This is a genomic window from Moraxella sp. K02 (assembly GCF_041154755.1).
GTDB lineage: Bacteria > Pseudomonadota > Gammaproteobacteria > Pseudomonadales > Moraxellaceae > Faucicola.
In genome coordinates this window covers 639225-661223 of the sequence record NZ_AP031590.1, presented here as the reverse complement: position 1 = coordinate 661223, position 21999 = coordinate 639225, and the positions used below count along the sequence as shown (strand labels likewise).

Below are 21999 nucleotides of genomic sequence, written 5' to 3'. Positions count from 1 at the left end.
TGTCGGAGACCTAAAACTCTTGAACAATACCCTTATGAAAACCAAAAAACACCCAACAGAAGTTAAAAATAGAGCCGCCGAGTTGCTGATCGAATTGCAAAAGATTATCCTTCACTATGGACAGTCATACAAGCAATTACATTCTACCAATGGATATGTATCGCCTATTATGTATCCATAAAAACATGAATAAATTAGAATCCTCATGAAATCAATAATTTAGGCATTAAGAATGGTGCGCTCGGCGGGTGTCGAATGACTATCTCATATGAAATCGCATTGTCTCTCAATCCCTTTATTATCAACGTTTTACTATTTATTATTATCTCATACTGTGTTTTAATATCCATATAAATTCTGCATTTCAAGTACCCCAACAAGTACCCCAAATTTGAAAGCTTTATATATGGACTCAAGAAAACCTATTACCACCGATCGCAGTATTGCTACTCATAAACCTGATGACAAAGAATATTTTGTTTCTGTCAAAAATCATCCACGCCTATCATTACGAGTACGTCCGAATGATACGAAGTCGTGGGTGTATCGCTACTACTCACCCAAAACCAATAAACAAGGCAAAATCTCATTTGGCTCTTATCCTAGTATTTCACTTGCTCGTGCTTGTGATTTATGGCGTGAAAATGAAGAATTACTTAGCAAAGGCATTGATCCTAAGGATAATCGAGAAACGGTTAAGCAAGCGTTATTGCGAAACAATGATAACACATTCGGTCATTTTACTGACGAGTACTTTGAAACGCTCAAATCAACGCTTAAGCCTAACACCTTACAACGTAAACTAAACTGCCTAAAACTACTTAAAGACAGCTTTGGTGAAACACCTATCGATGAAATAACGCCGCCGCATATGCTTTCAATGTTGATTGATGTGCAAAACCAGTTCGTTAAGGCAGACGGTAAACCTACAGAAAAAGCTGAACGCTGTGCCAGCATCGCTAGCGATATTTTTAAGTATGCTAGCGCTCGTGGTTTTTGTAGTACAGATCCAGCCAGTATGGTAAAAAGCCAATTGATTAAGCCCGTATACGGTCACCGTCCTGCAATTATTCAGCCCGATAAATTTGCTAAACTGTTGCAAGATATCGATTCTTTAAAAGATAAAGTTGACTCAAATACCATCAGCTCCCTTAGGCTATTACCGATGCTTTTTGTACGCAATGGCGATTTACGTCGTATGCGTTGGGCAGATTTAGACTTTAACGAAGCCAAATGGCGATTTCAGCCGCTTAAAGGCGAAGGCAAAGAACACATGGTGCGAGATATGGTTGTACCTCTACCTCACCAAGCGATTACCATTTTGAAAAATCAATTTAAGATTAATGGGCATCATGAGTATGTTTTTTATAGTCCTTCTGCCAAAAAGAATGGCATTATTTCGGACAACACTGCCAATAAGCATCTTAAAGAATTAGGCTATCAAAATATCCATTGCGTGCATGGATTTAGGGCATCAGCAAAAACGATGTTACAAGAACAATTGAAATATCCTGCTGTGATTGTTGAAATGGGACTTGGTCATATAACAAAAGACCAAAATGGCACCGCTTATGGGCGTTTTGAGTTTTTAGAAGACCGAGCTGAAATGATGCAAACTTGGGCAGATTATCTTGATGATTTACGCAACGATGAAGATGTGAGCCGTTTTAAAAATCGCACTTCATTGAACTCAAGCAAAGGGACGCCTGACGAACTTATAAAACAATTAATTAAACAATTAGGAAAAGATAAAATATTAGAATTATTAAAATAATATTTTTATTTAAACAATGAGAACTGCAATTATGCTAGCTGTAATATTGGTTATACTGTTATCACCCCTACTCTTCAAAATTTTCATTGCAGCTTTATAATAAAAACTTAATTATTCAAAGTCTCATTACTAATAAAAACTGTCTGTAAGAGATTGATTGGATTTACATTCAATTGTTTACAAAGTTCAAAAAACTCAATGATATCAATTTTTCTTTCCCTACCCTCAATCTTAGCAATATAAGATTGAGGTTTATCTAATTCATCTGCAAGTTGCACTTGCGTCAAATGCTGAGATTTACGAGCATCTATCAGACATTCAATTAATCTCTCATATCGTGGATTGTGAATAGTCTTCACTTTTAGCATACCAACTAAGAATTGATTTGCTATTTTTATTCCTTTTTAGGATAATCCCAAATTAGGATATTAGTGATTAAATTTTTAGATGTAAATTGTCATTTTTATTCCTCCAAAAACTATAAATTTTAAGGTTCATATATTTTTAGGAAGAGAAATTATGAAGAAGTTGGCTTTGAATCTATCAGTAGCAACGTTCCTTTTAACTTGTTTATTTTTAACAGGTTGTAGCTCATCAAATGGAGCAAGTGAAGATATATTAAATGTAAGTATGGAAGATAGACCTAATCCTTGGAGTTCAAGACCTATAACCTATGCAATTATTCAATCTAAAAGTTCAGATAATGTCACGGTCAATGGGGTTACAGTCAATCGCGGTAACTGTAATTTATTGCGCTTTCAACCTAGAGTGTTGGGATATGGTCAATCGATGGAAGTCCCAATTCAAAGCTGTAATACCAAAGACGTCCTTGAAGTTCAAATAGATACTGATAAAGGCACCTCACAATTTTCTTTTAACTAGTTTCTTGAAATTCTACTTAATAAATAGGTTAATTAACTTTGACTAATAACATTTATCAAAGCTAAGCTGCTGATTTCTAAGTAGCTTGGCTTGTATTTGAGAATGTTTTAGAAGTCAATGATAAAATTTTGAAGTTTGATTGAATGTACTTTTGATGATTTTTATAAACCCTTTAAATAGCCTTCATGCCCAAGAAAAAACCCAGTTAATTTCATCCTATCAAATGAAAATACATGGTCATCTGGAGCATTCCTGCATCGACCAACTAGATAATATTTATATATATCGTCACCGTAACTTAGTTGAATTTGTGACGCACATATGGGACAAATTGAGATTATTTCACTCACTCTAGCAATATTAAAGTCAGTAGGACGAAATAGCTCTAAATCTGCATTAAATTGATTCCCACTCAATAGAAACGCTGGTGCTTTTATAATGCGTCTTGAGACTAATGAGTGCATTCGTTGATACTTATTTTTATAATTAGAGTAAAGAAACGGAATTAGCACAACTAGATAAACAAACGTTAAAACAGTCATCCAAATATTTTTTGATAATAACGCAGAGACAAATAATCCAATTGTTGCTAGTAGTACAATCCAATTAAAGACATACCCTATCATTAAAGCTAACATAAACGTAATGCCTTTAGGACTTCGAACAATCAACTCCCCCTCTTGATTGAAAAAAAACCTTGCCCTTCGAGATAGATTCGATACATTCAACGCGCTACGTTCATAAACTATGTCCAAATTATTTTTAAAGTCAGATATTATATTGGGTGGCTGTAGTAATAATATAGAGTCTTTTAATAGTGTATCTAGATTTTGAGATTGGACATCATCAACGGATATTTTAGAAAATTTATCTTTTTGATTTTCCGTTTTACCGCTCAAATCATACGGCATAAACTCTAGCCAAAACTCTTTTGGCTGATTACCCTCTGTAGGGTTCTCACGAACGATAGGTCTGACACCAAGTTTGCCAAAAAAATCAAAACCTATTTGTTGCCCTTCAATTAATTTGTCCAACTCTTGTTGTAAATCTTCTGCTTTATATTTTTGTGGTGTTTTTTCCTGAACCAAACTTATATCTATATCTTTTGCATTGGCGTAAAGCAAATTTCTTAATTGACGAACTGGAAACTCTTGGTCATTCTCAACTTCACCCTCTAACAGCTCAATAAGCATTTTTCTTACAATAGATTTTTTGCCAGTATTATTAGCAAGTTTTAGCAAAAAGTCACAAATATCTAACTTATTGATATTCATTAATTTATTCCAAAATTACGGTGTATCGTGGGTGTTATTTCAGTGTGTGATGGGTTCTCAGTCAAAAATTATAACACTATTCTTCCCTTACCCCACCAACCTAAAGTAAGGAGAAACCAAAATGTTAATGACGATTGCAGTAAATAAAAACGACCAATTAGTAAGTATTAAACAAGTTGAGCGAGGACTCAAATGTGACTGTTTTTGCTTCGAATGTGGCGAGCCAGTAGTTGCTAAAAAAGGTGAAAAAAATGAACATCATTTCGCTCATGGTAGTAACAAAGAAAGCTGTAATATTAACCCAGAAAGCATTTTACATAAATTTGCCAAGCAAGTCATTGTGGAAGAAAAACGTATAACTTTACCTGCTTTACCAAATAGCCAAAATAAAAGTAGCAAAGTCTGGCAATTTACTAAAGTGATCCCTGAGCAGTCAGTTGGCAGCTTTCGCCCTGATTTGGTCGCATGTGATGAACATGATTTAATGTTTATTGAGATTGCAGTTACTTCGTTTATTGACTCGGATAAGTTTGAATTGATTAAGCATCACAGCATTCAAACAATTGAAATAGATTTACGAGAGCTATTAACACAAGATATCGAGCTACCTAGTGAAGAAGCACGGGCTTATATTTTGAACGAGGTTAATAATAAGCGATGGATTTATCCAGAGCCAATAGTTTTTGAACCTGTCGTCGGAGTCAAAAATCCCACCGTTACAACTATGCCACAGTCATTACCTGTACAGTTAATGGTAGAAAGCAAAGCGACTAAGAATAGTTTTACCAAGTACCGTTTTACTATCATGGGAATGTGGGTCGATGTGTGGGCATTTGCTGATGGTGGGCTATCTGTCAAATGTGTTCATTATCATCCTGAAATTGTGGCAATGCTGAAATCTTGGAAGAATGAAGGTGGCGGTAACTACTCACAAAAGTTTAAAAGTTGGCGCTATAGTCTTCCTTTTGCAAATGTCGTTTTACAGCGTTTACAACAACTTGATACCACACCAAAGGCGTAATGGAGCATTATGATGAGCGTGACCAACATTTTAATTATTGCAGTTATGGCAGTATTGGCTTTGTTTATCTATTGGCTAATGAAACGAAATTTTGAACAATCGATCACCATTCAATCGCTTGAACAAGAGATAGCCAAACTCAGTAATCAGCAACTTGAACGTGAAATGACATTCCAAAGACAGCTTGAAATCGAAATTAAGCAAGCTAAGAAACGGTCAAATGACGCGCAACGAAATGTGTTAAAGGGGCAAATTGGCGAACAATTTACCCCATTTATTACCGATTTCCCTTACAATCCCGCGGACTGTCGTTTTTTTGGAGAACCTATCGACTATCTGATTTTTCACAACTTACATGATTGTAGTGAAGGGAGTGTAGCTATTGAAGAGGTGAAAATAATCTTTGCCGAGGTGAAAACTGGCAAAGCTAAACTAAGTCCAAGACAAAAAATACTGCGTCAAGTCATCGCTAATGGTCAGGTTGAATTTAAAGAACTGCGAATTCAGGTAGATGAAGAGACTCAAAATCCACTAGTAGTTACGGTTAATTAAATTGGGAAAAATTGGAGTACATGATGGCTAGAAGAAATGGCATTCAATGGGATAAAATTATTGGTGCAGTGGTATTTTTTGGGGCATTAAAGTATTACATCGTTCCAAAATTTATGACCGATATGGAGCATACTTCAAAAGCAGCAATAGATAGAAATATGCAAAACTATCGGCAATCTATCGCCAAGCAAAAAGCGGATGAACAGGCTCGACAAAATGAAGCTTTTAAACCTTTTTATGTTGATAAGCCACACCAAGGCTATACGATTCATAAAGCAGAAATCCGTACTTGTGCTATGCCGCAGTGTACTGTGGTGGGTCATCTGCCAAAAGAAACCATGGTTAAATGGGATAAGATTGAAAATGGCTATATTAATTACGACTCAGTATACTTTATAAAATTTTCAGATGTAAAACAGTTATTTTAAAAAATTATTTCCAATATACTTGAAAAAATTATTATTCATCTCAATCCAATCTATACCCCTTTTAATTTTATGGAGTTTAATGAAATGGATCGTGATTATAAGATTGAGGAAATTGATGACGACAATATGTCACCAATGAAAAAACAAATGTGGCATGATGTTGAAGTTGAGATGGATAAAGTTGGGCTCTCCTGGGATAATTTCCCCGAAGGTGTTGACCCAGGTAGTTTCGTAGATGTAACCCATTACAAAGAGTAATTTTATTTTTTATTCATTATCTGTCGCCTCTATAGGAATTTCGAAGTTAAAAATAATGCTCGATAACTTTGCTGTTTGCTCAACTAAATTATCTGATATATGGATTGTTTTAGAGTATTTTGGCTAATTTTACTTAAATTAAAATATAAATTTATGACGAACCCTCCTTTTCTTAGATTATTTTAGTTAAATAAGTGAATATAATTTAAGCAGGGCAATTTTAAGCTGAGTATCTTTTCATTAGACTAATATTTGAAACAAAATATTAACCTATAATTACATTTTTTAACGAGAAATTTCATGATTAATTGTTAGACTAAAAATGGGTGGACTAATGATAGAAATCTAGTGAACATAGATTCGTATCAAATAAAAAGTTATTAAAGCTTGGACTGCAAGTATCTAACTTCTTATTTTTTATTACGAATAGCTTCTTTATTTCTGATCCCACCCTCCTCTTAAAAGCCGTATGAAAATTACGGCTTTTTTTATTGTTTGAGTTTTATAGAAACGATTTGAATAATAAGAACCTGTTCACGATTAAAAAATATGCTAGGATAAGCTACATAATCGATTAATAACCGAATCAATCACCATGAGAAAAGCCTATCCAAGCGACATTAGTCGAAAACAATTTGAGCACATACTACCGATTTTAGAAAGTGCTCGGAAGAAGACCAAGCCAAGAACGGTTGACCTTTACGACGTATTTTGTGGGTTATTGTATGTGCTAAGAACAGGTTGCCAATGGCGACAGCTACCCCATGACTTTCCCAAATGGCGCACCGTCCACTCGTACTTTCAGAAATGGAGTGAGCTTGACGAAGAAGGCAACAGCCTTCTTCATCAAGCCTTAAAAAAAATTGGTCAAAAAAGCGCGAAAGAAGGACAAACGTAAGGGCAAAACCAGTTTTACCACAGAAGTTGCCAAAAGAGATGAACTGCATACGTTTAAAGTCATACCAAAGCGATGGGTTGTAGAACGTTCGTTTGCTTGGCTTGAGAAAAATAGACGTCTATGGAAAAACTGTGAGCGTCATTTAAATTCGAGCCTTCAATTTACCAATCTCGCTTTCATCGCTTTGTTATTGAAAAGATTGTGAACAGGTTCTCAGTAGTGGTTTGACCTTTGGCGTAAAAGCTGATGATTTTGTCATCAAGACCTGAAATACGGGTTTGGTGCTTACTGACAAGTACAGGCTCAAAGCTACTGTCGCGGTCTCTTGGGGTGGAGGTCTCAAGCTCGCCTGTGTCGCTACGGACTCTCTTTTTAGTGTGCCCATTGCGCTTATTAGGCCTGTCTGCCTTTTCATGCTTGGGGTAGCCGAGATGCTCTTCCATTTCTGCTTCTAGGGCAGTGTCGATGAAGGACTGCATGAGCTGCTTTTGAAAGTCTTTGATGTCATCGAAGCTTTTCATGCTGCTGGCCATTTGCTCAGCCAGTTTCTTGATGTCAGATTGGTTAGTCATTGCTTATTCTCCTGTTAGTGGATTATAATAAGCAGTTACACAAAGTTTGGGAAACTCTCATGGAAATTGACTTTTGAGTTTGAAGCAATGTACAATGATAAGATTAACCCGTTAGGTCAGGTGGCCTAACTTAAATAAAAAGTCTCCGACAAACCCGGTACGGTTCACTATCTATTGTTATTCTTACCTGAAATTGATGTGAGCTTATAGAGACAAGGTAAATTTGCAAAAGTGCCGGCTATTCAGTGTTCATTGAATGTTTAATTTAATTTATTAAGCTTGACCTTGGAGTGGCTCTAAGCCTTATACTTGGTACAAATTTTTCGATTGTTATGATGATGCGTTCTACTACATGGATTACAGTCTTGGTTGGATTGTTCATGTTCCAAAGCTTTTGGAATGTGGCGGCGGCCTTTTGTGTCCATGAACAACAGCCTCAATCACAGCAGAGTTATCATTTTGGTCATCACCAAAATACCTTGTGTGCCAGCGATAGTCGTCAACACGATCATAATGGACAGTCAGAAAACATAAAAACATTCAGTAGCGATTTAGAAATCGGTGAAGATCATCAAGATCATCTACCATCGATGATGCATGTGATTGTACAAAATGAAAAAGTAGATGTGTTTCATCCAAGCTCTGAAGTTAAAGTGAATCCACAATTTCATTGGAAAAACAGCTATCAGGCTCCTGACCTGTTTCAACAAAGCCCACCTCCCGAATTTTCCCCGCTCATGGTGGGGTAGCCTAAAACATTCCCACCACTTTTATTATTTAAACCCCACTCTCAACACTTTTAGAGGGGGTTGAAACAAAAAAGGCATGAACTTAAACTTTAATCAATGACCAAAAAGATTAGAGGATAAGCCTTGCCCATCGACGAATTTATCATTAAAATCTATCTAATGGTAGATGACTACTACAAAAAGATTGTAACAAACCGGCTAAGGCAAGGCGGATATGCACCAAAGCTAACCGACAGTGAAATTATCACCATGGAGATAGTGGGTGAGTTTTTACAGATGGACACCGACTCACAAATCCATCAGTATTTTAAACAGCATTGGCAAACATGGTTTCCACAAATAGGCTCATATCCCAACTTTGCCAAGCAGTGCGTCAATTTACTACAGGTAAAAACTTTGATACAACAGCATATCGTTAAACAGCATGGGCAAGACAACATTCATTTTATTGATGGCTTTCCCATTCCTGTGTGTCAATATGCCCGATAACAGACCGCTTAGTGTACTTAATCGCCTTAAAAATGCTCGTCGCAATATTGAGACGGTGATTGGTCAGTTATCACAGCGGTTTAATATGCAAAAGGTGAGAGCGAGAGATTTATGGCATTTGTCTCACAGATTTATGCGTAAAATCTTGGCTCATAACGTTTGCTTTGTAATCAATAAACAGTTAGGTAATCCCCCACTTCAGTTTGAATTGCTTATTTCAAGTTGAGAGTGGGGTTATTTAAATAAGTGGGAAAAATCATGTCTTCACAATCAATTATACTCTTGCGTCATAGCTTGGTTGCTTGTATATGTGCAGCGGCTATGCAATATAGCTATGCTGAAAACGTTACCAGCTTTGAATCCGCTTTAGCAAAAGTACAAAGTTACCAGACTCAAGACAAGCCGTGGCAACAAGTTCAGCAAATATCTGAATTGAATATTCAGCAAAGTCGGTTATGGCAGAATCCAAGTATAAGTTTAGAACAGTTTGGCTTTGGCTCAGGTCAAGAACAGGAATTCAATGTTGGCGTTAGTCAACCTCTAGATCTATTTGGTCAGCGTAAGCTGAACCGGGTGATTGCCAATACCTCGAATCAACAAATCCAATTGCAACAGCAATTATGGAAGGCACAAAGCCAACTGATTGTTAAATTTGCATGGTCGCAATTTGCACTTGCTGAGGTTGAGCAGTCTGTTTATTCAGTACTGTTAAAAACAAGTAAAGCCAATCTGGACAGTGCCCAGAAACGCTATCAGGCAGGCAGTATTGCCCTGGTTGATTTTGAGCGTGCCCAAATTGAAGCGCTAGAAATCCAACGACTTTATGAGCAAGCGATGCTGAATAAACAAGCTGCCGGTCGTCAGCTGTCTAATTTGTGGGGGGGGGAAACATCTTCACATCTTCAATTGAATAAAACCGCTATCCCTTGGCCAGAGCAAAGTCTCCAAACTGTGCAACGGTATATTGCTGAAGGGTGGCTAGAAAAATTCTATGCCTTGAACATTCAGCAATCGGATCATCAAATTGAAAATTTAAGAATTCAGGCACGTCCCAATCCGACTTTAAATGTAGGCATGAGAAGTAGCAAAACCCCTAATAAAAGCAACGATACGACTTTAGCAATCGGCGTGGCTATTCCACTGAATATTTTCAATCGCCAGCAATATGCGATCCCGATGGTCCAGCAACAGCAAATATTGCTGAACCAACAGCAGCAGCTTGAGCTGAAGCAACAAATACTCGATATTGCCAACAGAATGCATCAGCTCAAAGGTTTACGTAGCCAGTTCGATGCCACAACAGCACAAGTTACTTTGGCGACCAAAGTTCAGAGCCGTACTTTACAAGGGTTTCAGGCAGGGAAACTGTCCATTACCGACGTTCAGCAAGCAACCACCCAACTGCAGAATCTTCGATTGGGTCAATTACAAATTCTACGTCAAGCTTGGCAAACTGCCCTAGCAGCTGAGGCACTCAGTATTGGCACAAGTTATGAAGAAATTAGCCGTTCGGATGCCTATACACAACTGAATAAAAAGGCAGTCGAAGCATCGCAAAATTTAATCAATAGGGGAGCACGATAAAATGAACGCCAAGCAAAACGGAAAAATATCCCAGTCTCTCATGATTGTAGTTTTGATTCTGATTACGGTCTTGGTCAGTCTGGCTATTTGGTTAAGTTCAAAAAAAACTGAATCTGAGGGGCGTGGTTATGATGAGGGAAATGCCGAACAGTCTGATAAAGATAGTTCTGAAGAAGGACATGCTGAAGAAGGCGAAATACAACTGACCAGCCAACAAATGGTTGAACAAGGTTTAAAAGTTGCTGTTGCATCCACAGGATTGGTTGAAAAGCTGACAACCCTGCCAGGTAAATTGGTGGTGAATACCGATCAACAAGCGCAGATATCGCCTAATTTTAGTGGTTATGTCGAGCAGGTCAATGTGGCTTTAGGACAGAGCGTGCAAAAAGGACAAACGCTGGCTGTACTAATCCTGCCTGAACTGATCGACCAACAGGCAAATCTGCGTATGGCACAGGCAAATCTGGATTTGGCCCGTAAAGATTACCAGCGCGAACAGCAACTCTGGTCACAGGGGATTTCTGCCAAACAGGATTACCAGCGTGCCGAAAATGCCTACCGTCAAGCGCAGATTACTGTCCAGTCCTCACAAGCACGTTTAAATGCATTAGGTGCAAGTGGCAATAACAATGGGCGTTTTCTGATTAAAGCACCGATCTCTGGGGTGATCAGTAAAAAAGATATTGTGGTCGGTGAAAATGTGCAACTGGCGGATCAGCTTTTTGTGATTGAAAATCTAAAAGACCTTTGGTTGGAATTTAATCTACCAAATACCTCAAATATTCAACTTCAAGTAGGGCAAATTTTAAACTTTAAAACCAATGGTTCTGATCAAAATTACCAAGCAAAAGTACAAACGCTGAATCCAGAGGCAGATTTACAAACTGGACGTTTACAAGTGCGTGCCAAAGTCACCACACAAGCGGATGTACTGCGTCCAAATGTTTTGGTAAATGTTTTTGTGACTGATGCACAAGCAAAAACAGCGTTAAGAGTCCAGAAAAAAGCCTTACAGCAGGTTGAAGGAAAACCTGTGGTATTTGTGATTGAGTCTGAAGAAAAGGGACTGGTTCATCTTAAAGCACAGCCAATAGAAGTGGGCGTGAGCAGTCAGGATGGGCAATGGCTAGAAGTCATTTCTGGATTAACTGAAGGGCAGAAATACATTGCGGATGGCAGTTTTCTATTAAAGTCTGAATTAGAAAAAGACGAGGCAGGCCATGGACATTAATTCTGATCTGCCAAAACCAGAAGGTTTATTCGAACGAATCATTCAGTTTTCCATACAAAATGCGATTTGGGTGTTGCTCTTTGCCTGTACCTGGATTGCAGTGGGTATTTATAGTTATCAGAAGTTGCCGATTGATGCTGTTCCTGACATTACCAATACCCAAGTACAGATCAATACCCAAGCCAAGGGTTTTACTGCGCTTGAAGTCGAACAGCGGATTACCTATCCCATTGAAAATGCCATGGCTGGCATTCCGGATCTGGAGCTTACCCGTTCCATATCCCGTTATGGACTCTCTCAAGTCACCATTGTCTTTAAAGATGGGACTGATATTTATTGGGCCCGTCAGCAGATTAACCAACGGATACAGGAGGCGCAATCTGAGTTGCCTGCACAAATCGCACCGACGATGTCCCCCGTTTCTACGGGTCTCGGTGAGATTTATCAATGGGTACTGAAGGCAGATCCGAATGCGAAAAAGCCGGATGGAACTGCATACACGCCGATGGATTTGCGTGAGATTCAGGACTGGATTGTGCGTCCTCAACTGCAACGTGTTAAGGGAGTTGCAGAGGTCAACACTATTGGTGGTTTTGAAAAAACCTATGTGGTCTCTCCCGATTTAAACCGGATGCAGCAACTGAATATCTCATTAGAACAACTGCAACAGGCTTTAGCGCAAAATAATGAGAACCGAGGTGCAGGTTATATTGAAGACAATGGTCAGCAACTGACGGTACGTGTACCGGGTGCATTCAATGGGCTTTCTGATATTGAGAACACCATGCTGGGTAGCCCAAATGGCAGCCCAATTCGGGTTGGTGATATTGCGCAAGTCTCTATTGGGCATGATTTAAGAACCGGTGGGGCAACCTATAACGGCAAAGAAACCGTTTTAGGGGTTGCCATGATGGCGATGGGTGGAAATAGCCGGACTGTTTCTAAAGCTGTGGATGCCAAGCTTCAAGATATTCAGAATAGTTTGCCTAAAGGGGTAGTGATTGAAACGGCGTACGACCGTACTACCTTGGTTGAGAAGGCGATTAAAACCGTTCAGAAAAACTTGGTAGAGGGAGCAATCCTGGTCATCATCATTCTGTTCCTGTTTTTAGGGAATATCCGTGCTGCCTTGATTACTGCCTGTGTCATTCCACTCTCTATGCTGTTTACCTTAACCGGGATGGCACAGAAAAATATCAGTGCCAATCTGATGAGTTTAGGTGCACTCGATTTCGGCATCATTGTCGATGGTGCTGTGGTGATTGTCGAAAACTGTATCCGGCGTTTAGCCCATACACAGCAACTGTTAAAACGACCTCTCACACAAAGTGAACGCTTTAAGGAAGTTTTTCTGGCTGCCCGCCAAGCACGTCGTCCTCTTATTTTTGGTCAGCTTATTATTTTGGTGGTGTATTTGCCGATTTTTGCTTTAAGTGGTGTGGAAGCAAAAATGTTCCATCCGATGGCATTGGCAGTGGTACTCGCCCTTGTTGCAGCCATTATTTTATCGATCACCTTTGTGCCTGCTGCTGTGGCATTGTGGGTCAAAGGCGATATTCAAGAAAAAGAAAGTCGTTGGATGTTATGGCTAAAAGCTAAATATCAGCAAACTCTTGATATTTCGTATCAATACAAAGCAGTTGTGCTGATTTTTGCACTGTGTGTATTAGTGATTACGGGATTTATCAGTACCAAACTCGGCAGTGAATTTGCACCACAGCTCAGTGAAGGAGACTTTGCGGTACAACAGTTACGTTCACCAAGTACAGGCTTAGAAGAGTCTTTACGTATTCAGAAGAATACTGAAAAACTTCTTTTAAAGAGTTTCCCTGAAATTAAGGCAGTATTTGCCAGAACGGGTACAGCCGAGGTTGCAACAGATGTCATGCCACCCAATATTTCAGATGGCTATATCATGTTAAAGCCTCGTTCAGAATGGCCAAATCCTAAAGAAAGTTTAGATGAATTACGTGGCCGTATGGTGACGTATTTAGCCACGATTCCAGGCAATAATAGTGAATTTTCACAACCGATTGAACTCCGATTTAATGAATTGATCTCAGGTGTGCGTAGTGATGTTGGTGTGAAAATCTTCGGTGATGATATGAATGTCCTCAATACTGAGGCGACTAAAATCTCCAAAATCATTCAGCAAACATCGGGTAGCAGTGCCGTGAAAGTTGAGCAGACCTCAGGTTTGCCATTACTGAATGTCGAGGTAAATAAAACTTTGGCTGCACAATATGGTTTGAGTGTGCGTTCAATTCAAGACCTTGTGGCAACCAGTATTGGTGGACAAAGCGTGGGAGAGATTTTAGAAGGCGATCGTCGTTTTGATTTTGTTATCCGTCTTGGAGAGCAAGACCGTAGTGTCGCATCTGTTTCCCAGTTACCTATTCAGCTTCCAAATGGTGGCAGTATTTTATTGTCGGATGTCGCGCAAGTCTCGACCATTGAAGGAATCAACCAAGTCAGTCGAGAAAATGGTAAACGCCGAGTTGTGGTTACAACGAATGTTGAAGGGCGTGATTTAGGGTCTTTTGTTTCTGATGTACAGACACAGCTCAAAGCATACACTTTGCCAAGTGGTTATTGGATAGAATATGGCGGTCAGTTTGAAAATTTGGCTTCAGCCAAAGCACGGATGCAAATCGTGATTCCACTGGCTTTAATCACTATCTTTATTTTACTGATGGCGGTCTTTCACAATGTCAAAGAAAGTCTATTGGTCTTTACCGGGGTACCCTTTGCCTTGACCGGTGGTGTGCTGTTCCTTTGGCTAAGGGATATTCCATTATCGATGTCAGCTGGAATTGGCTTTATTGCCTTATCTGGTGTTGCAGTCCTCAATGGACTGGTAATGCTGACCTTTATTAAGGAATTAAGGGACAAATATCCAGTGCATAAAGCCGTGTGGCAAGGGGCTATTTTGCGCTTAAGACCAGTGTTGATGACAGCTTGTGTGGCTTCACTGGGTTTTGTACCAATGGCGCTGGCAACCGGAACAGGGGCTGAGGTTCAACGGCCACTGGCAACCGTAGTGATTGGCGGGATTATCTCTTCAACATTACTAACTTTGGTGCTGTTACCCGTGCTTTATCGTTGGATAAATGAAAAAAAAGTTTCTTAATCCAATAGATTAGTCGATTTACAGCAGAGATATTGGCTGTTATCCAATATCTCTGCTCATCATAAATAGAATAAGGAAAATATTTTATGTCAGAACATCATGATCATAGCCATGCGGTTGTTACTGAAGAAAATAGTAAGAAGTTAATGGTTGCCTTAGGTTTAACGACTACTTTTTTAATAGTAGAAGTTGTCGCTGCTTTTATTACCCAAAGTTTGGCTTTGTTATCTGATGCAGCTCATATGTTTACTGATGTAGCCGCTTTAGCTATTGCTCTTGCCGCTATCAAAATTGGTAAAAAAGCCGCAGATGATAAAAGAACTTTTGGCTATCAGCGATTTGAAATTTTAGCGGCTCTGTTTAATGCGGTGATGCTTTTTGTGGTAGCAATATATATTGTATATGAAGCTTATCAACGTTTTACGAATCCTGCTGAAATTCAAAGTGTTGAAATGATGATTGTCGCGGTCATTGGTTTGGTCGTAAATTTGATTTCAATGAAAATCCTTTCTGCTAGTGCTGAAGGAAGTCTAAATATAAAAGGTGCATATTTAGAAGTTCTTAGTGATGCTCTAGGATCGATAGGCGTGATTATCGGAGGAATAGTTATTTATTTTACCCAGTGGATGTGGGTTGATACCGTAATCGCTGTGTTAATTGGCTTCTGGGTCTTACCTCGAACTTGGATTTTATTAAAACAAAGTATTAATATTCTGCTTGAAGGAGTTCCTGATGAGATTGATATTGAGTCGTTAAGAAATGATTTATTGAAGCTAGAGGGCGTTGAAGGGATTCATCAGTTGAAAGTCTGGGCTATATCCTCAAAAAATATTCATTTAACTGCTCATTTGGTTGCTCCGAATAGCAATACAGATCAACTCTATCAAAAGGCCTTAGAAGTTCTAAAACATAATCATAATATTACTGAAATTACGTTACAAATAGAAAATACGAAATGTAAGGCAGAGAGTTTCCCAAACTTTGTGTAACTGCTTATAATCCACTAACAGGAGAATAAGCAATGACTAACCAATCTGACATCAAGAAACTGGCTGAGCAAATGGCCAGCAGCATGAAAAGCTTCGATGACATCAAAGACTTTCAAAAGCAGCTCATGCAGTCCTTCATCGACACTGCCCTAGAAGCAGAAATGGAAGAGCATCTCGGCTACCCCAAGCATGAAAAGGCAGACAGGCCTAATAAGCGCAATGGGCACACTAAAAAGAGAGTCCGTAGCGACACAGGCGAGCTTGAGATCTCCACCCCAAGAGACCGCGACAGTAGCTTTGAGCCTGTACTTGTCAGTAAGCACCAAACCCGTATTTCAGGTCTTGATGACAAAATCATCAGCTTTTACGCCAAAGGTCAAACCACTACTGAGATTGTCGAAACCATCAAGGACATCTACGACGTCGACATCTCAAGCAGCTTGGTTTCCAGAGTCACTGACAACATCTTGGATGACATCACCGCTTGGCAGAACCGGCCACTGAGCAGCGTCTATCCTATCGTCTACTTAGAACCTGTTCACGATTAAAAAATATGTTAGGATAAGCCACATAATTGATTAATAACCGAATAATTCACCATGAGAAAAGCCTATCCAAGCGACATTAGCAAAGAACAATTTGAGCACATACTACCTATTTTAGAAAGTGCAAGGAAGAAGACCAAACCAAGAACGGTTGACCTTTATGACGTATTTTGTGGCTTGCTATATATACTAAGAACAGGTTGCCAATGGCGACAGCTACCCCATGACTTTCCCAAATGGCGCACCGTCCACTCGTACTTTCAGAAATGGAGTGAGCTTGACGAAGAAGGCAACAGCATTCTTGACCAAGCCTTAAAAAAAATTAGTCAAAAAAGCGCGAAAGAAGGACAACCGTAAGGGCAAAACCAGTTTTACCACAGAAGTTGCCAAAAGAGATGAACTGCATACGTTTAAAGTCATACCAAAGCGATGGGTTGTAGAACGTTCGTTTGCTTGGCTTGAGAAAAATAGACGTCTATGGAAAAACTGTGAGCGTCATTTAAATTCGAGCCTTCAATTTACCAATCTCGCTTTCATCGCTTTGTTATTGAAAAGATTGTGAACAGGTTCTAAGACTAAATCCAATTAAGTGCATAGCAGATTTATTCAGCTATTAAATTGAGTAAGCGACTTCGTAAATAGCAGCTACAGTAAACGGCTGACCGTCTTTACGGTGAATGCCCCATCGCTGTGATTTGCCATTGTCATAATAGCGTTCATAGATGGTTTGAACAGGGATTAAGGCAAATTGGCTTTTATACCATGCGTCACGGTAACTGGGCTTTTCCATGACGGTCTCGGAGCGTGCATTATAGGTGTACTTGGTAATATCGGTACTGTCTACCCATTTAAGAATTAAGCCAAAGCGAACTTGTCGTCATTGAGATTCTGAATCGTTTTGTGTGGCAAAAAGTAAAGGCATGTTATAGTTGGGATAAACGTCATCTTTAAAATCAAAACAAAGCTGTTGGCTAGTGAATAGCTTTGCCTGAGCTAAGGTGACGGGTTGAAAGTTGGCACACATGAATCATGTTAAACTATAGGATTTTGAAAATTAGAGATTTAGTCTTTTGGGTGAAATCTTAGTTCTAAAGCCATATGGCGTACACAAAACTCTTTTTCTGTAGATGGATGTTTATGATAAGTATAAAAAGCTAAGGAGTTTTTGGGACAACTCTCAAATCTTAGAATAGGAGAGTAAGGCATTTCCTTACTATCCTCTGGCAAAGTCTCTTTTTTGTTCGTAAAATAACTTTTCCATAATTCAAGTATTTCTGGTTGAGATTTGCCATCTTTAGCAATGTAAATAATTAAACCACCATCCGTTTGATTATCCAAGCCAGTTGAGTAACGATATAATAATTGTTTTAAGCCATGATAAATATGGGTATTGTTGTTATTAATCTTACCTTCTCCTAACCATAAATAATCAGTATAAGGTAAAGTAACTACAATATCTCCGTGACCATTTACAAAAGTTTCATGTTCAGCAAGCCAACCACGAGAAAATAACATTTCGCAAATAGTTGTATTTATCAAATTCTCACCGTTTTGTGAGTTTTCTAGCATCCCTGCATAATAATACTTTCTAAATCTAGTTAATCTTGATAGCACGAATTCTAAATCATCATAAAGTAGATTTAAGAAATCGTTATAGTCAACTGGGTCTGGTTCAACACTACGTTGTCTATTTTTCTTATTGGCTAAAGTCGAATTAACAAGTAGTTCAGTCACTTTTTATCGCCCGTATTAAATCATCAGAGGGCGAGAAAAAAGTAATTACTTGTTTACCAAACTCTTCTTCTGTTAAATCTTCTCCAGTTATAGGATTAAAAAAATCATCATTCTTCATCGCTTCAATAATTTCTTCTCTATCTGGTACGGGTTGAAAACCTTTACGAGGATGTAAAGCCTCAAATTGTTGTTTTAAAATATTATATTGATGTTTGGTCAATAAAAATACCGCATCATAAAAGACATCTTCATCAACTTTAGGGCTAATTCTATATAAATCTGTAAATGTTAAATGAGGCTTTTTATCCGCACCAACAGAAACATAATCTATAATTGCATAACAGACAGAAGCCATATTTGAAGAAATATGGCTATTCGTTTCAATCCTACGTTTTGCAGTTGATACGATATCCGAAAGCATGGCTTTAACCTATTAGTTTTTCAATGACAAAATTTAGGTCATTAATATTTCTTGTACCATATATTTGTGCATCAAATAATTGAGAACCACCCTCTGTATGTATTGCTTGGTAATTACTTTTCAAAGAAATATCTATATCTTTAGTATTTGAGTCTTTAGAATAAAATCTAGTAGTAATTCTATAAGGGGTTATATCATTATTCAATGGTTGACCATCTGATTGTTCATTTCTAACTCCTTTCACACCAGAATTATGGTACTGAGATGTTCTGATATCAACACTACCACTTTTGAGAATCTCATGGTGGGCTGTTCCAGCAGGGGTTAAAAAGTAAATTTCTATTACACCGTTTAATTTATCAAATGGAAGATTATAAAACTCCTCAATTTTCGGAAATAAATTAATTGTCCTATCAATTAAAGAAATTCCAAACTGTCTTTTAATGAAGTTCAGAAAGTTGATTTTAGAGATATTTAAGTCATTCGCACCTAAAACCATTGCCAAATCAACACCAACTATTGCACGGTCAGCTTTATGGTCTAACAAAATGAAATCATGACAAATAATTGGGATTTTCTTTATTCCAATTACTTCTTGATAGTCATCAGCTATATTATCATTCAAATCATTAGGACTAAGTTTTTGCCTTAGACTAATTTCTTTTGTAATGCAGAATTGATATAGAATCTTGTCACCTTCTAAATCTATTTTAGCAAATTTCGAATAATTTAGTTCAATACTTGAATCGTCATGTGTAAAAAAATCTTCTAATTGCGTTTCAAGTTCACTAATATTTAAATCAGTTACAAATAAAATAGCCTTATCGTCAAATTGGATATGACTCATTACAAGGTGATTTAATCTTTCTTCAAGTAGTGCAAGTTTTTCAACATCGAACTCAGTATGAAGCTTACCTTTAAGCTTATCAAAATTTCGAGCAGACAAGCTATTTTTAACAGAACGATGTACCGATTGGACATCAGTTAGAGGGATTTCTCGCTCGTTGGCAATATCAATTAAATTAGAAATACGTTCTCTCAAACTATCATCGTCAAATTCATTATTTTGTATCATATTTTTCTCCTTGTATTTTCCTATATAAATGTTTCATTATGAAGACTTAAAGTTACTATAAACGACGCAAAATGTCGTAATTAAATTATAAATTTAATTAAACCCCAACCCCTTCATCTGCTCCGCAATCTTCCCTTCCAACTCATGCGACTGTTTGAACAGAGTATTGAGCGTGTCGCTAAATTCGGTCATCTTGGCATTAAACTCATCCGCCGTAATATCGACATAATCGATCTTCACGTCAAAATACTGCCCGGCACTTAGACTGTAGTTTTTGGCTTTGATATCGTCATAGCTGACGACCACGCTAAAATCCTCAACCGCTTGCTTGGCGGTAAAGGTATCGCAAATTTGGGCTTCTTCATCATCACTCAAAACCGTTTTTTGGTTTTTACCCTCTTTGATTTTTTTGCCAAGATTAGACGCATCGATGAGCACCACGTCGCCTTTGTTAGCCTTGTCAATGAATAGTATCGAAACGTTTGTACCTGTCGTGGCAAAAATATTTGACGGCATAGAGACGACACCAGCGAGCATTTTATTATCGACTAAATGCTCGCGGATTTTTCTATCTATGCCACTTTGGGCGGTGATAAAGCCCGTGGGCAATACCACTGCCGCTTTACCCTTATCTTTTAGACTGGTGATGATATGCTGTAAAAATAGCTGATAAATCGCCATGCTTTCTTTTTTGGCTTTGGGAATGGTCGGTATCCCTGCAAAAAAACGCTCTTTGTTTTCTTTGGTGTCGAGATTGTTTCGGAAGTCGCTAAAGTCGAGTTTGAACGGTGGATTTGACACAATATAGTCAAATTGTTTTAGGTTGCCTGATTTCTCAAGATGAAACGGTGATTCAACGGTATTGCCTTGAATGACATTAGGAATTGAGTGGACTAGGTTATTTAAGATTAGGTTTAGGCGTAGAAGGTTCGATGATTTTTGCGAGATATCCTGCGTGTAAATCATACATTTGTCCTCACCAATGGCATGGGCGACGTTCATGAGTAGCGTGCCAGAGCCTGCGGATGGGTCATACACAGAGACGTTTTTGACGGTGCCACGTTCGCTTGTTGGTACTAGGATATTTGCCATGATACGAGCCACAGCGTGTGGCGTGTAATATTCGGCATATTTACCACCTGCGTTGCTGTTGTAGTCTTTGATAAGGTATTCAAAAATTTGGGCATAAAAATCAAATTTTTGGTCAAAGATACGCTCAAAGCTAAAGTCGCCTAGTTTGTTGATAATGGCTCGGCAGAAGTCGTCACGCTTGCCTTCATCGGTGATAAATTGGCTTAGTCGGTCAAATAGGACAACCTTTGCTCCGCTGTTGGTTTGAACAGAGTAGATGTCGGCATTTTTAACCGCGATGTCGATTAAGGTATCGTCAAACAGTTTGGCGAAGTCATCATCATTTTGTCGGGCATATAAGTAGCTGATGAAATGATGTGGCTCAAGCTTGGCGGTGTCCACGACCATCATGTTGAGCATTTCTCGCTCATCTTCGCTCATGTCAGCTAGGGCTTTTTCCCATTGTGGGTTATTGGCTAGGCGCTCGTCGAGTTGTTTGACGGTGTAGGCGTATTTGTCGTTTAGGTATTTGTATAAGAATACTTGGCTGATGATTTTAAATTCGTTGCCGTCATTGCCTAGTCCATAGTTGGCACAGATGGTTTTTAGGCTGTCAATCATGGCTAGGGTTTGGGCTTTGTAATCTGGGGTCATGGTCACTCTTACTGTTTGGTAATGTCTTTTAGCTGTGTCAAAAGTTCTGGTATTGAGCGTTTGGCAGTTTGATAGATGATATTAAAATCAAGCTCAAAATAACCGTGGGCGATGATGTTACGCATACCACGCATATATTTCCATGGGATTTGTGCGTTATTTTCGATGAACTCTGGGTCTTTTTGGTAGATGGTGTTGGCTATTTCACCCAAGGCAATCAAACTCATGGCAACGGCATTTTGGGTGCGTTTGTCGCTCATAAATTCATCGTGAGGTATCCCTTCGATAAACAGGGCGATATCTTGGCATAGCTCAATCATTTTATTTAGGTAGTCTGGGGTTCTTTCATACATGGCTGATTACCTAGTTACAATGGAATGGCATATTGCATGACTTCATCTTTGAATTTTGGCGGTAGGCTGTTGTCGGTGACGACATCGACTTTAAGATTGAGCAGTTCTTCAAGTTCAATTTGTAGCCCGCAAATGTCAAAGAGTGTGGTGGTTGGGCTAGCTTCGACAAGTAGGTCTAGGTCGCTGTTTTCGGTGTCCTGCCCTTTGGCAATTGAGCCAAATATGCGTAAGTTTTTTATGCCGAATTGTTGGGCTAGGTCTTTGATAGTTTGCTGGTGTTGTTGTATTTTTTGGGATGGTTTCATAGATAGTCCC

19 protein-coding genes and 6 pseudogenes are annotated in these 21999 nt (G+C 38.7%); 15 read left to right on the top strand and 10 right to left on the bottom strand.

Annotation, left to right across the window (positions count from 1 at the left end):
* Positions 1-406: 406 nt before the first annotated feature.
* Positions 407-1774, top strand: a complete 1368-nt coding sequence (locus ACAM39_RS03025) for a tyrosine-type recombinase/integrase (protein WP_369628177.1) — start codon at positions 407-409, stop codon at positions 1772-1774.
* A 107-nt stretch (positions 1775-1881) separates the two neighbouring features.
* Here ACAM39_RS03025 and ACAM39_RS03020 read toward each other — a convergent pair whose 3' ends face one another.
* Positions 1882-2133: a helix-turn-helix domain-containing protein gene (locus ACAM39_RS03020; RefSeq protein WP_188875799.1), complete on the bottom strand. Its 252-nt coding sequence runs from the start codon at positions 2131-2133 to the stop codon at positions 1882-1884.
* Positions 2134-2293: 160 nt separating this feature from the next.
* On the opposite strand from ACAM39_RS03020, the gene ACAM39_RS03015 reads away from it, so the two are divergent.
* The gene (locus tag ACAM39_RS03015) at positions 2294-2656 is read left to right on the top strand and encodes a hypothetical protein (protein WP_369628176.1); all 363 of its coding nucleotides are present in this window, start codon (positions 2294-2296) and stop codon (positions 2654-2656) included.
* A gap of 161 nt (positions 2657-2817) precedes the next feature.
* Here the strand turns inward: ACAM39_RS03015 and ACAM39_RS03010 are convergent, their stop codons facing one another.
* Entirely contained in the window at positions 2818-3930 is a 1113-nt protein-coding gene (locus ACAM39_RS03010; protein WP_369628175.1) for a hypothetical protein, read from the bottom strand.
* 121 nt (positions 3931-4051) lie between these two features.
* On the opposite strand from ACAM39_RS03010, the gene ACAM39_RS03005 reads away from it, so the two are divergent.
* The 5 genes and pseudogenes from ACAM39_RS03005 to ACAM39_RS02985 all read left to right on the top strand — a co-directional run bounded on the left by ACAM39_RS03005 (position 4052) and on the right by ACAM39_RS02985 (position 7292).
* Complete coding sequence (locus tag ACAM39_RS03005; RefSeq protein WP_369628174.1) at positions 4052-4951, top strand: competence protein CoiA family protein; 900 nt, start codon at positions 4052-4054, stop codon at positions 4949-4951.
* A gap of 12 nt (positions 4952-4963) precedes the next feature.
* The gene (locus ACAM39_RS03000) at positions 4964-5503 is read left to right on the top strand and encodes a Holliday junction resolvase-like protein (protein ID WP_128680693.1); all 540 of its coding nucleotides are present in this window, start codon (positions 4964-4966) and stop codon (positions 5501-5503) included.
* Positions 5504-5526: 23 nt separating this feature from the next.
* Complete coding sequence (locus ACAM39_RS02995; protein ID WP_128680585.1) at positions 5527-5931, top strand: hypothetical protein; 405 nt, start codon at positions 5527-5529, stop codon at positions 5929-5931.
* Positions 5932-6015: 84 nt separating this feature from the next.
* Entirely contained in the window at positions 6016-6189 is a 174-nt protein-coding gene (locus ACAM39_RS02990; protein ID WP_188875803.1) for a hypothetical protein, read from the top strand.
* A gap of 595 nt (positions 6190-6784) precedes the next feature.
* Positions 6785-7292: pseudogene (locus tag ACAM39_RS02985) on the top strand (transposase).
* A gap of 7 nt (positions 7293-7299) precedes the next feature.
* Here ACAM39_RS02985 and ACAM39_RS02980 read toward each other — a convergent pair.
* Positions 7300-7659, bottom strand: a pseudogene (locus tag ACAM39_RS02980) (transposase); the annotation flags it as partial.
* 332 nt (positions 7660-7991) lie between these two features.
* Here ACAM39_RS02980 and ACAM39_RS02975 point away from each other — a divergent pair.
* The 8 genes and pseudogenes from ACAM39_RS02975 to ACAM39_RS02940 all read left to right on the top strand — a co-directional run bounded on the left by ACAM39_RS02975 (position 7992) and on the right by ACAM39_RS02940 (position 16938).
* Positions 7992-8408, top strand: a complete 417-nt coding sequence (locus ACAM39_RS02975) for a cation efflux protein, CzcI-like (protein WP_227522854.1) — start codon at positions 7992-7994, stop codon at positions 8406-8408.
* 123 nt (positions 8409-8531) lie between these two features.
* Positions 8532-9123 (top strand): annotated as a pseudogene (locus ACAM39_RS02970) (transposase family protein).
* A 32-nt stretch (positions 9124-9155) separates the two neighbouring features.
* Positions 9156-10481, top strand: a complete 1326-nt coding sequence (locus ACAM39_RS02965) for a TolC family protein (RefSeq protein ID WP_369628172.1) — start codon at positions 9156-9158, stop codon at positions 10479-10481.
* Between the two features lies 1 nt (position 10482).
* Positions 10483-11712 (top strand): efflux RND transporter periplasmic adaptor subunit, encoded by a 1230-nt coding sequence (locus ACAM39_RS02960; RefSeq protein ID WP_309576110.1) that lies wholly within the window; start codon positions 10483-10485, stop codon positions 11710-11712.
* On the top strand, positions 11702-14842 hold the full coding sequence (locus tag ACAM39_RS02955) for an efflux RND transporter permease subunit (protein ID WP_369628171.1): 3141 nt from the start codon (positions 11702-11704) through the stop codon (positions 14840-14842). Before ACAM39_RS02960 ends, ACAM39_RS02955 begins: the two co-directional genes overlap by 11 nt.
* 86 nt (positions 14843-14928) lie before the next feature.
* Positions 14929-15831: a cation diffusion facilitator family transporter gene (locus ACAM39_RS02950; RefSeq protein WP_065263189.1), complete on the top strand. Its 903-nt coding sequence runs from the start codon at positions 14929-14931 to the stop codon at positions 15829-15831.
* 32 nt (positions 15832-15863) lie between these two features.
* Positions 15864-16364, top strand: a pseudogene (locus ACAM39_RS02945) (transposase); the annotation flags it as partial.
* Positions 16365-16430: 66 nt separating this feature from the next.
* Positions 16431-16938: pseudogene (locus ACAM39_RS02940) on the top strand (transposase).
* Between the two features lie 51 nt (positions 16939-16989).
* Here the strand turns inward: ACAM39_RS02940 and ACAM39_RS02935 are convergent.
* The 7 genes and pseudogenes from ACAM39_RS02935 to ACAM39_RS02905 all read right to left on the bottom strand — a co-directional run.
* Positions 16990-17238: pseudogene (locus tag ACAM39_RS02935) on the bottom strand (SOS response-associated peptidase family protein); the annotation flags it as partial.
* 200 nt (positions 17239-17438) lie between these two features.
* The gene (locus tag ACAM39_RS02930) at positions 17439-18110 is read right to left on the bottom strand and encodes a hypothetical protein (RefSeq protein WP_128680589.1); all 672 of its coding nucleotides are present in this window, start codon (positions 18108-18110) and stop codon (positions 17439-17441) included.
* Positions 18103-18531 (bottom strand): hypothetical protein, encoded by a 429-nt coding sequence (locus ACAM39_RS02925; RefSeq protein ID WP_128680590.1) that lies wholly within the window; start codon positions 18529-18531, stop codon positions 18103-18105. Before ACAM39_RS02925 ends, ACAM39_RS02930 begins: the two co-directional genes overlap by 8 nt.
* A gap of 4 nt (positions 18532-18535) precedes the next feature.
* Positions 18536-19606, bottom strand: a complete 1071-nt coding sequence (locus tag ACAM39_RS02920) for a hypothetical protein (protein WP_188875973.1) — start codon at positions 19604-19606, stop codon at positions 18536-18538.
* A gap of 93 nt (positions 19607-19699) precedes the next feature.
* Positions 19700-21331 (bottom strand): HsdM family class I SAM-dependent methyltransferase, encoded by a 1632-nt coding sequence (locus ACAM39_RS02915; protein ID WP_369628170.1) that lies wholly within the window; start codon positions 21329-21331, stop codon positions 19700-19702.
* A gap of 8 nt (positions 21332-21339) precedes the next feature.
* On the bottom strand, positions 21340-21684 hold the full coding sequence (locus ACAM39_RS02910) for a HepT-like ribonuclease domain-containing protein (protein ID WP_369628169.1): 345 nt from the start codon (positions 21682-21684) through the stop codon (positions 21340-21342).
* Positions 21685-21698: 14 nt separating this feature from the next.
* A complete protein-coding gene (locus tag ACAM39_RS02905) occupies positions 21699-21989 on the bottom strand; it encodes a nucleotidyltransferase family protein (RefSeq protein WP_369628168.1) in 291 nt (96 codons plus the stop codon).
* Between the last annotated feature and the right edge of the window lie 10 nt (positions 21990-21999).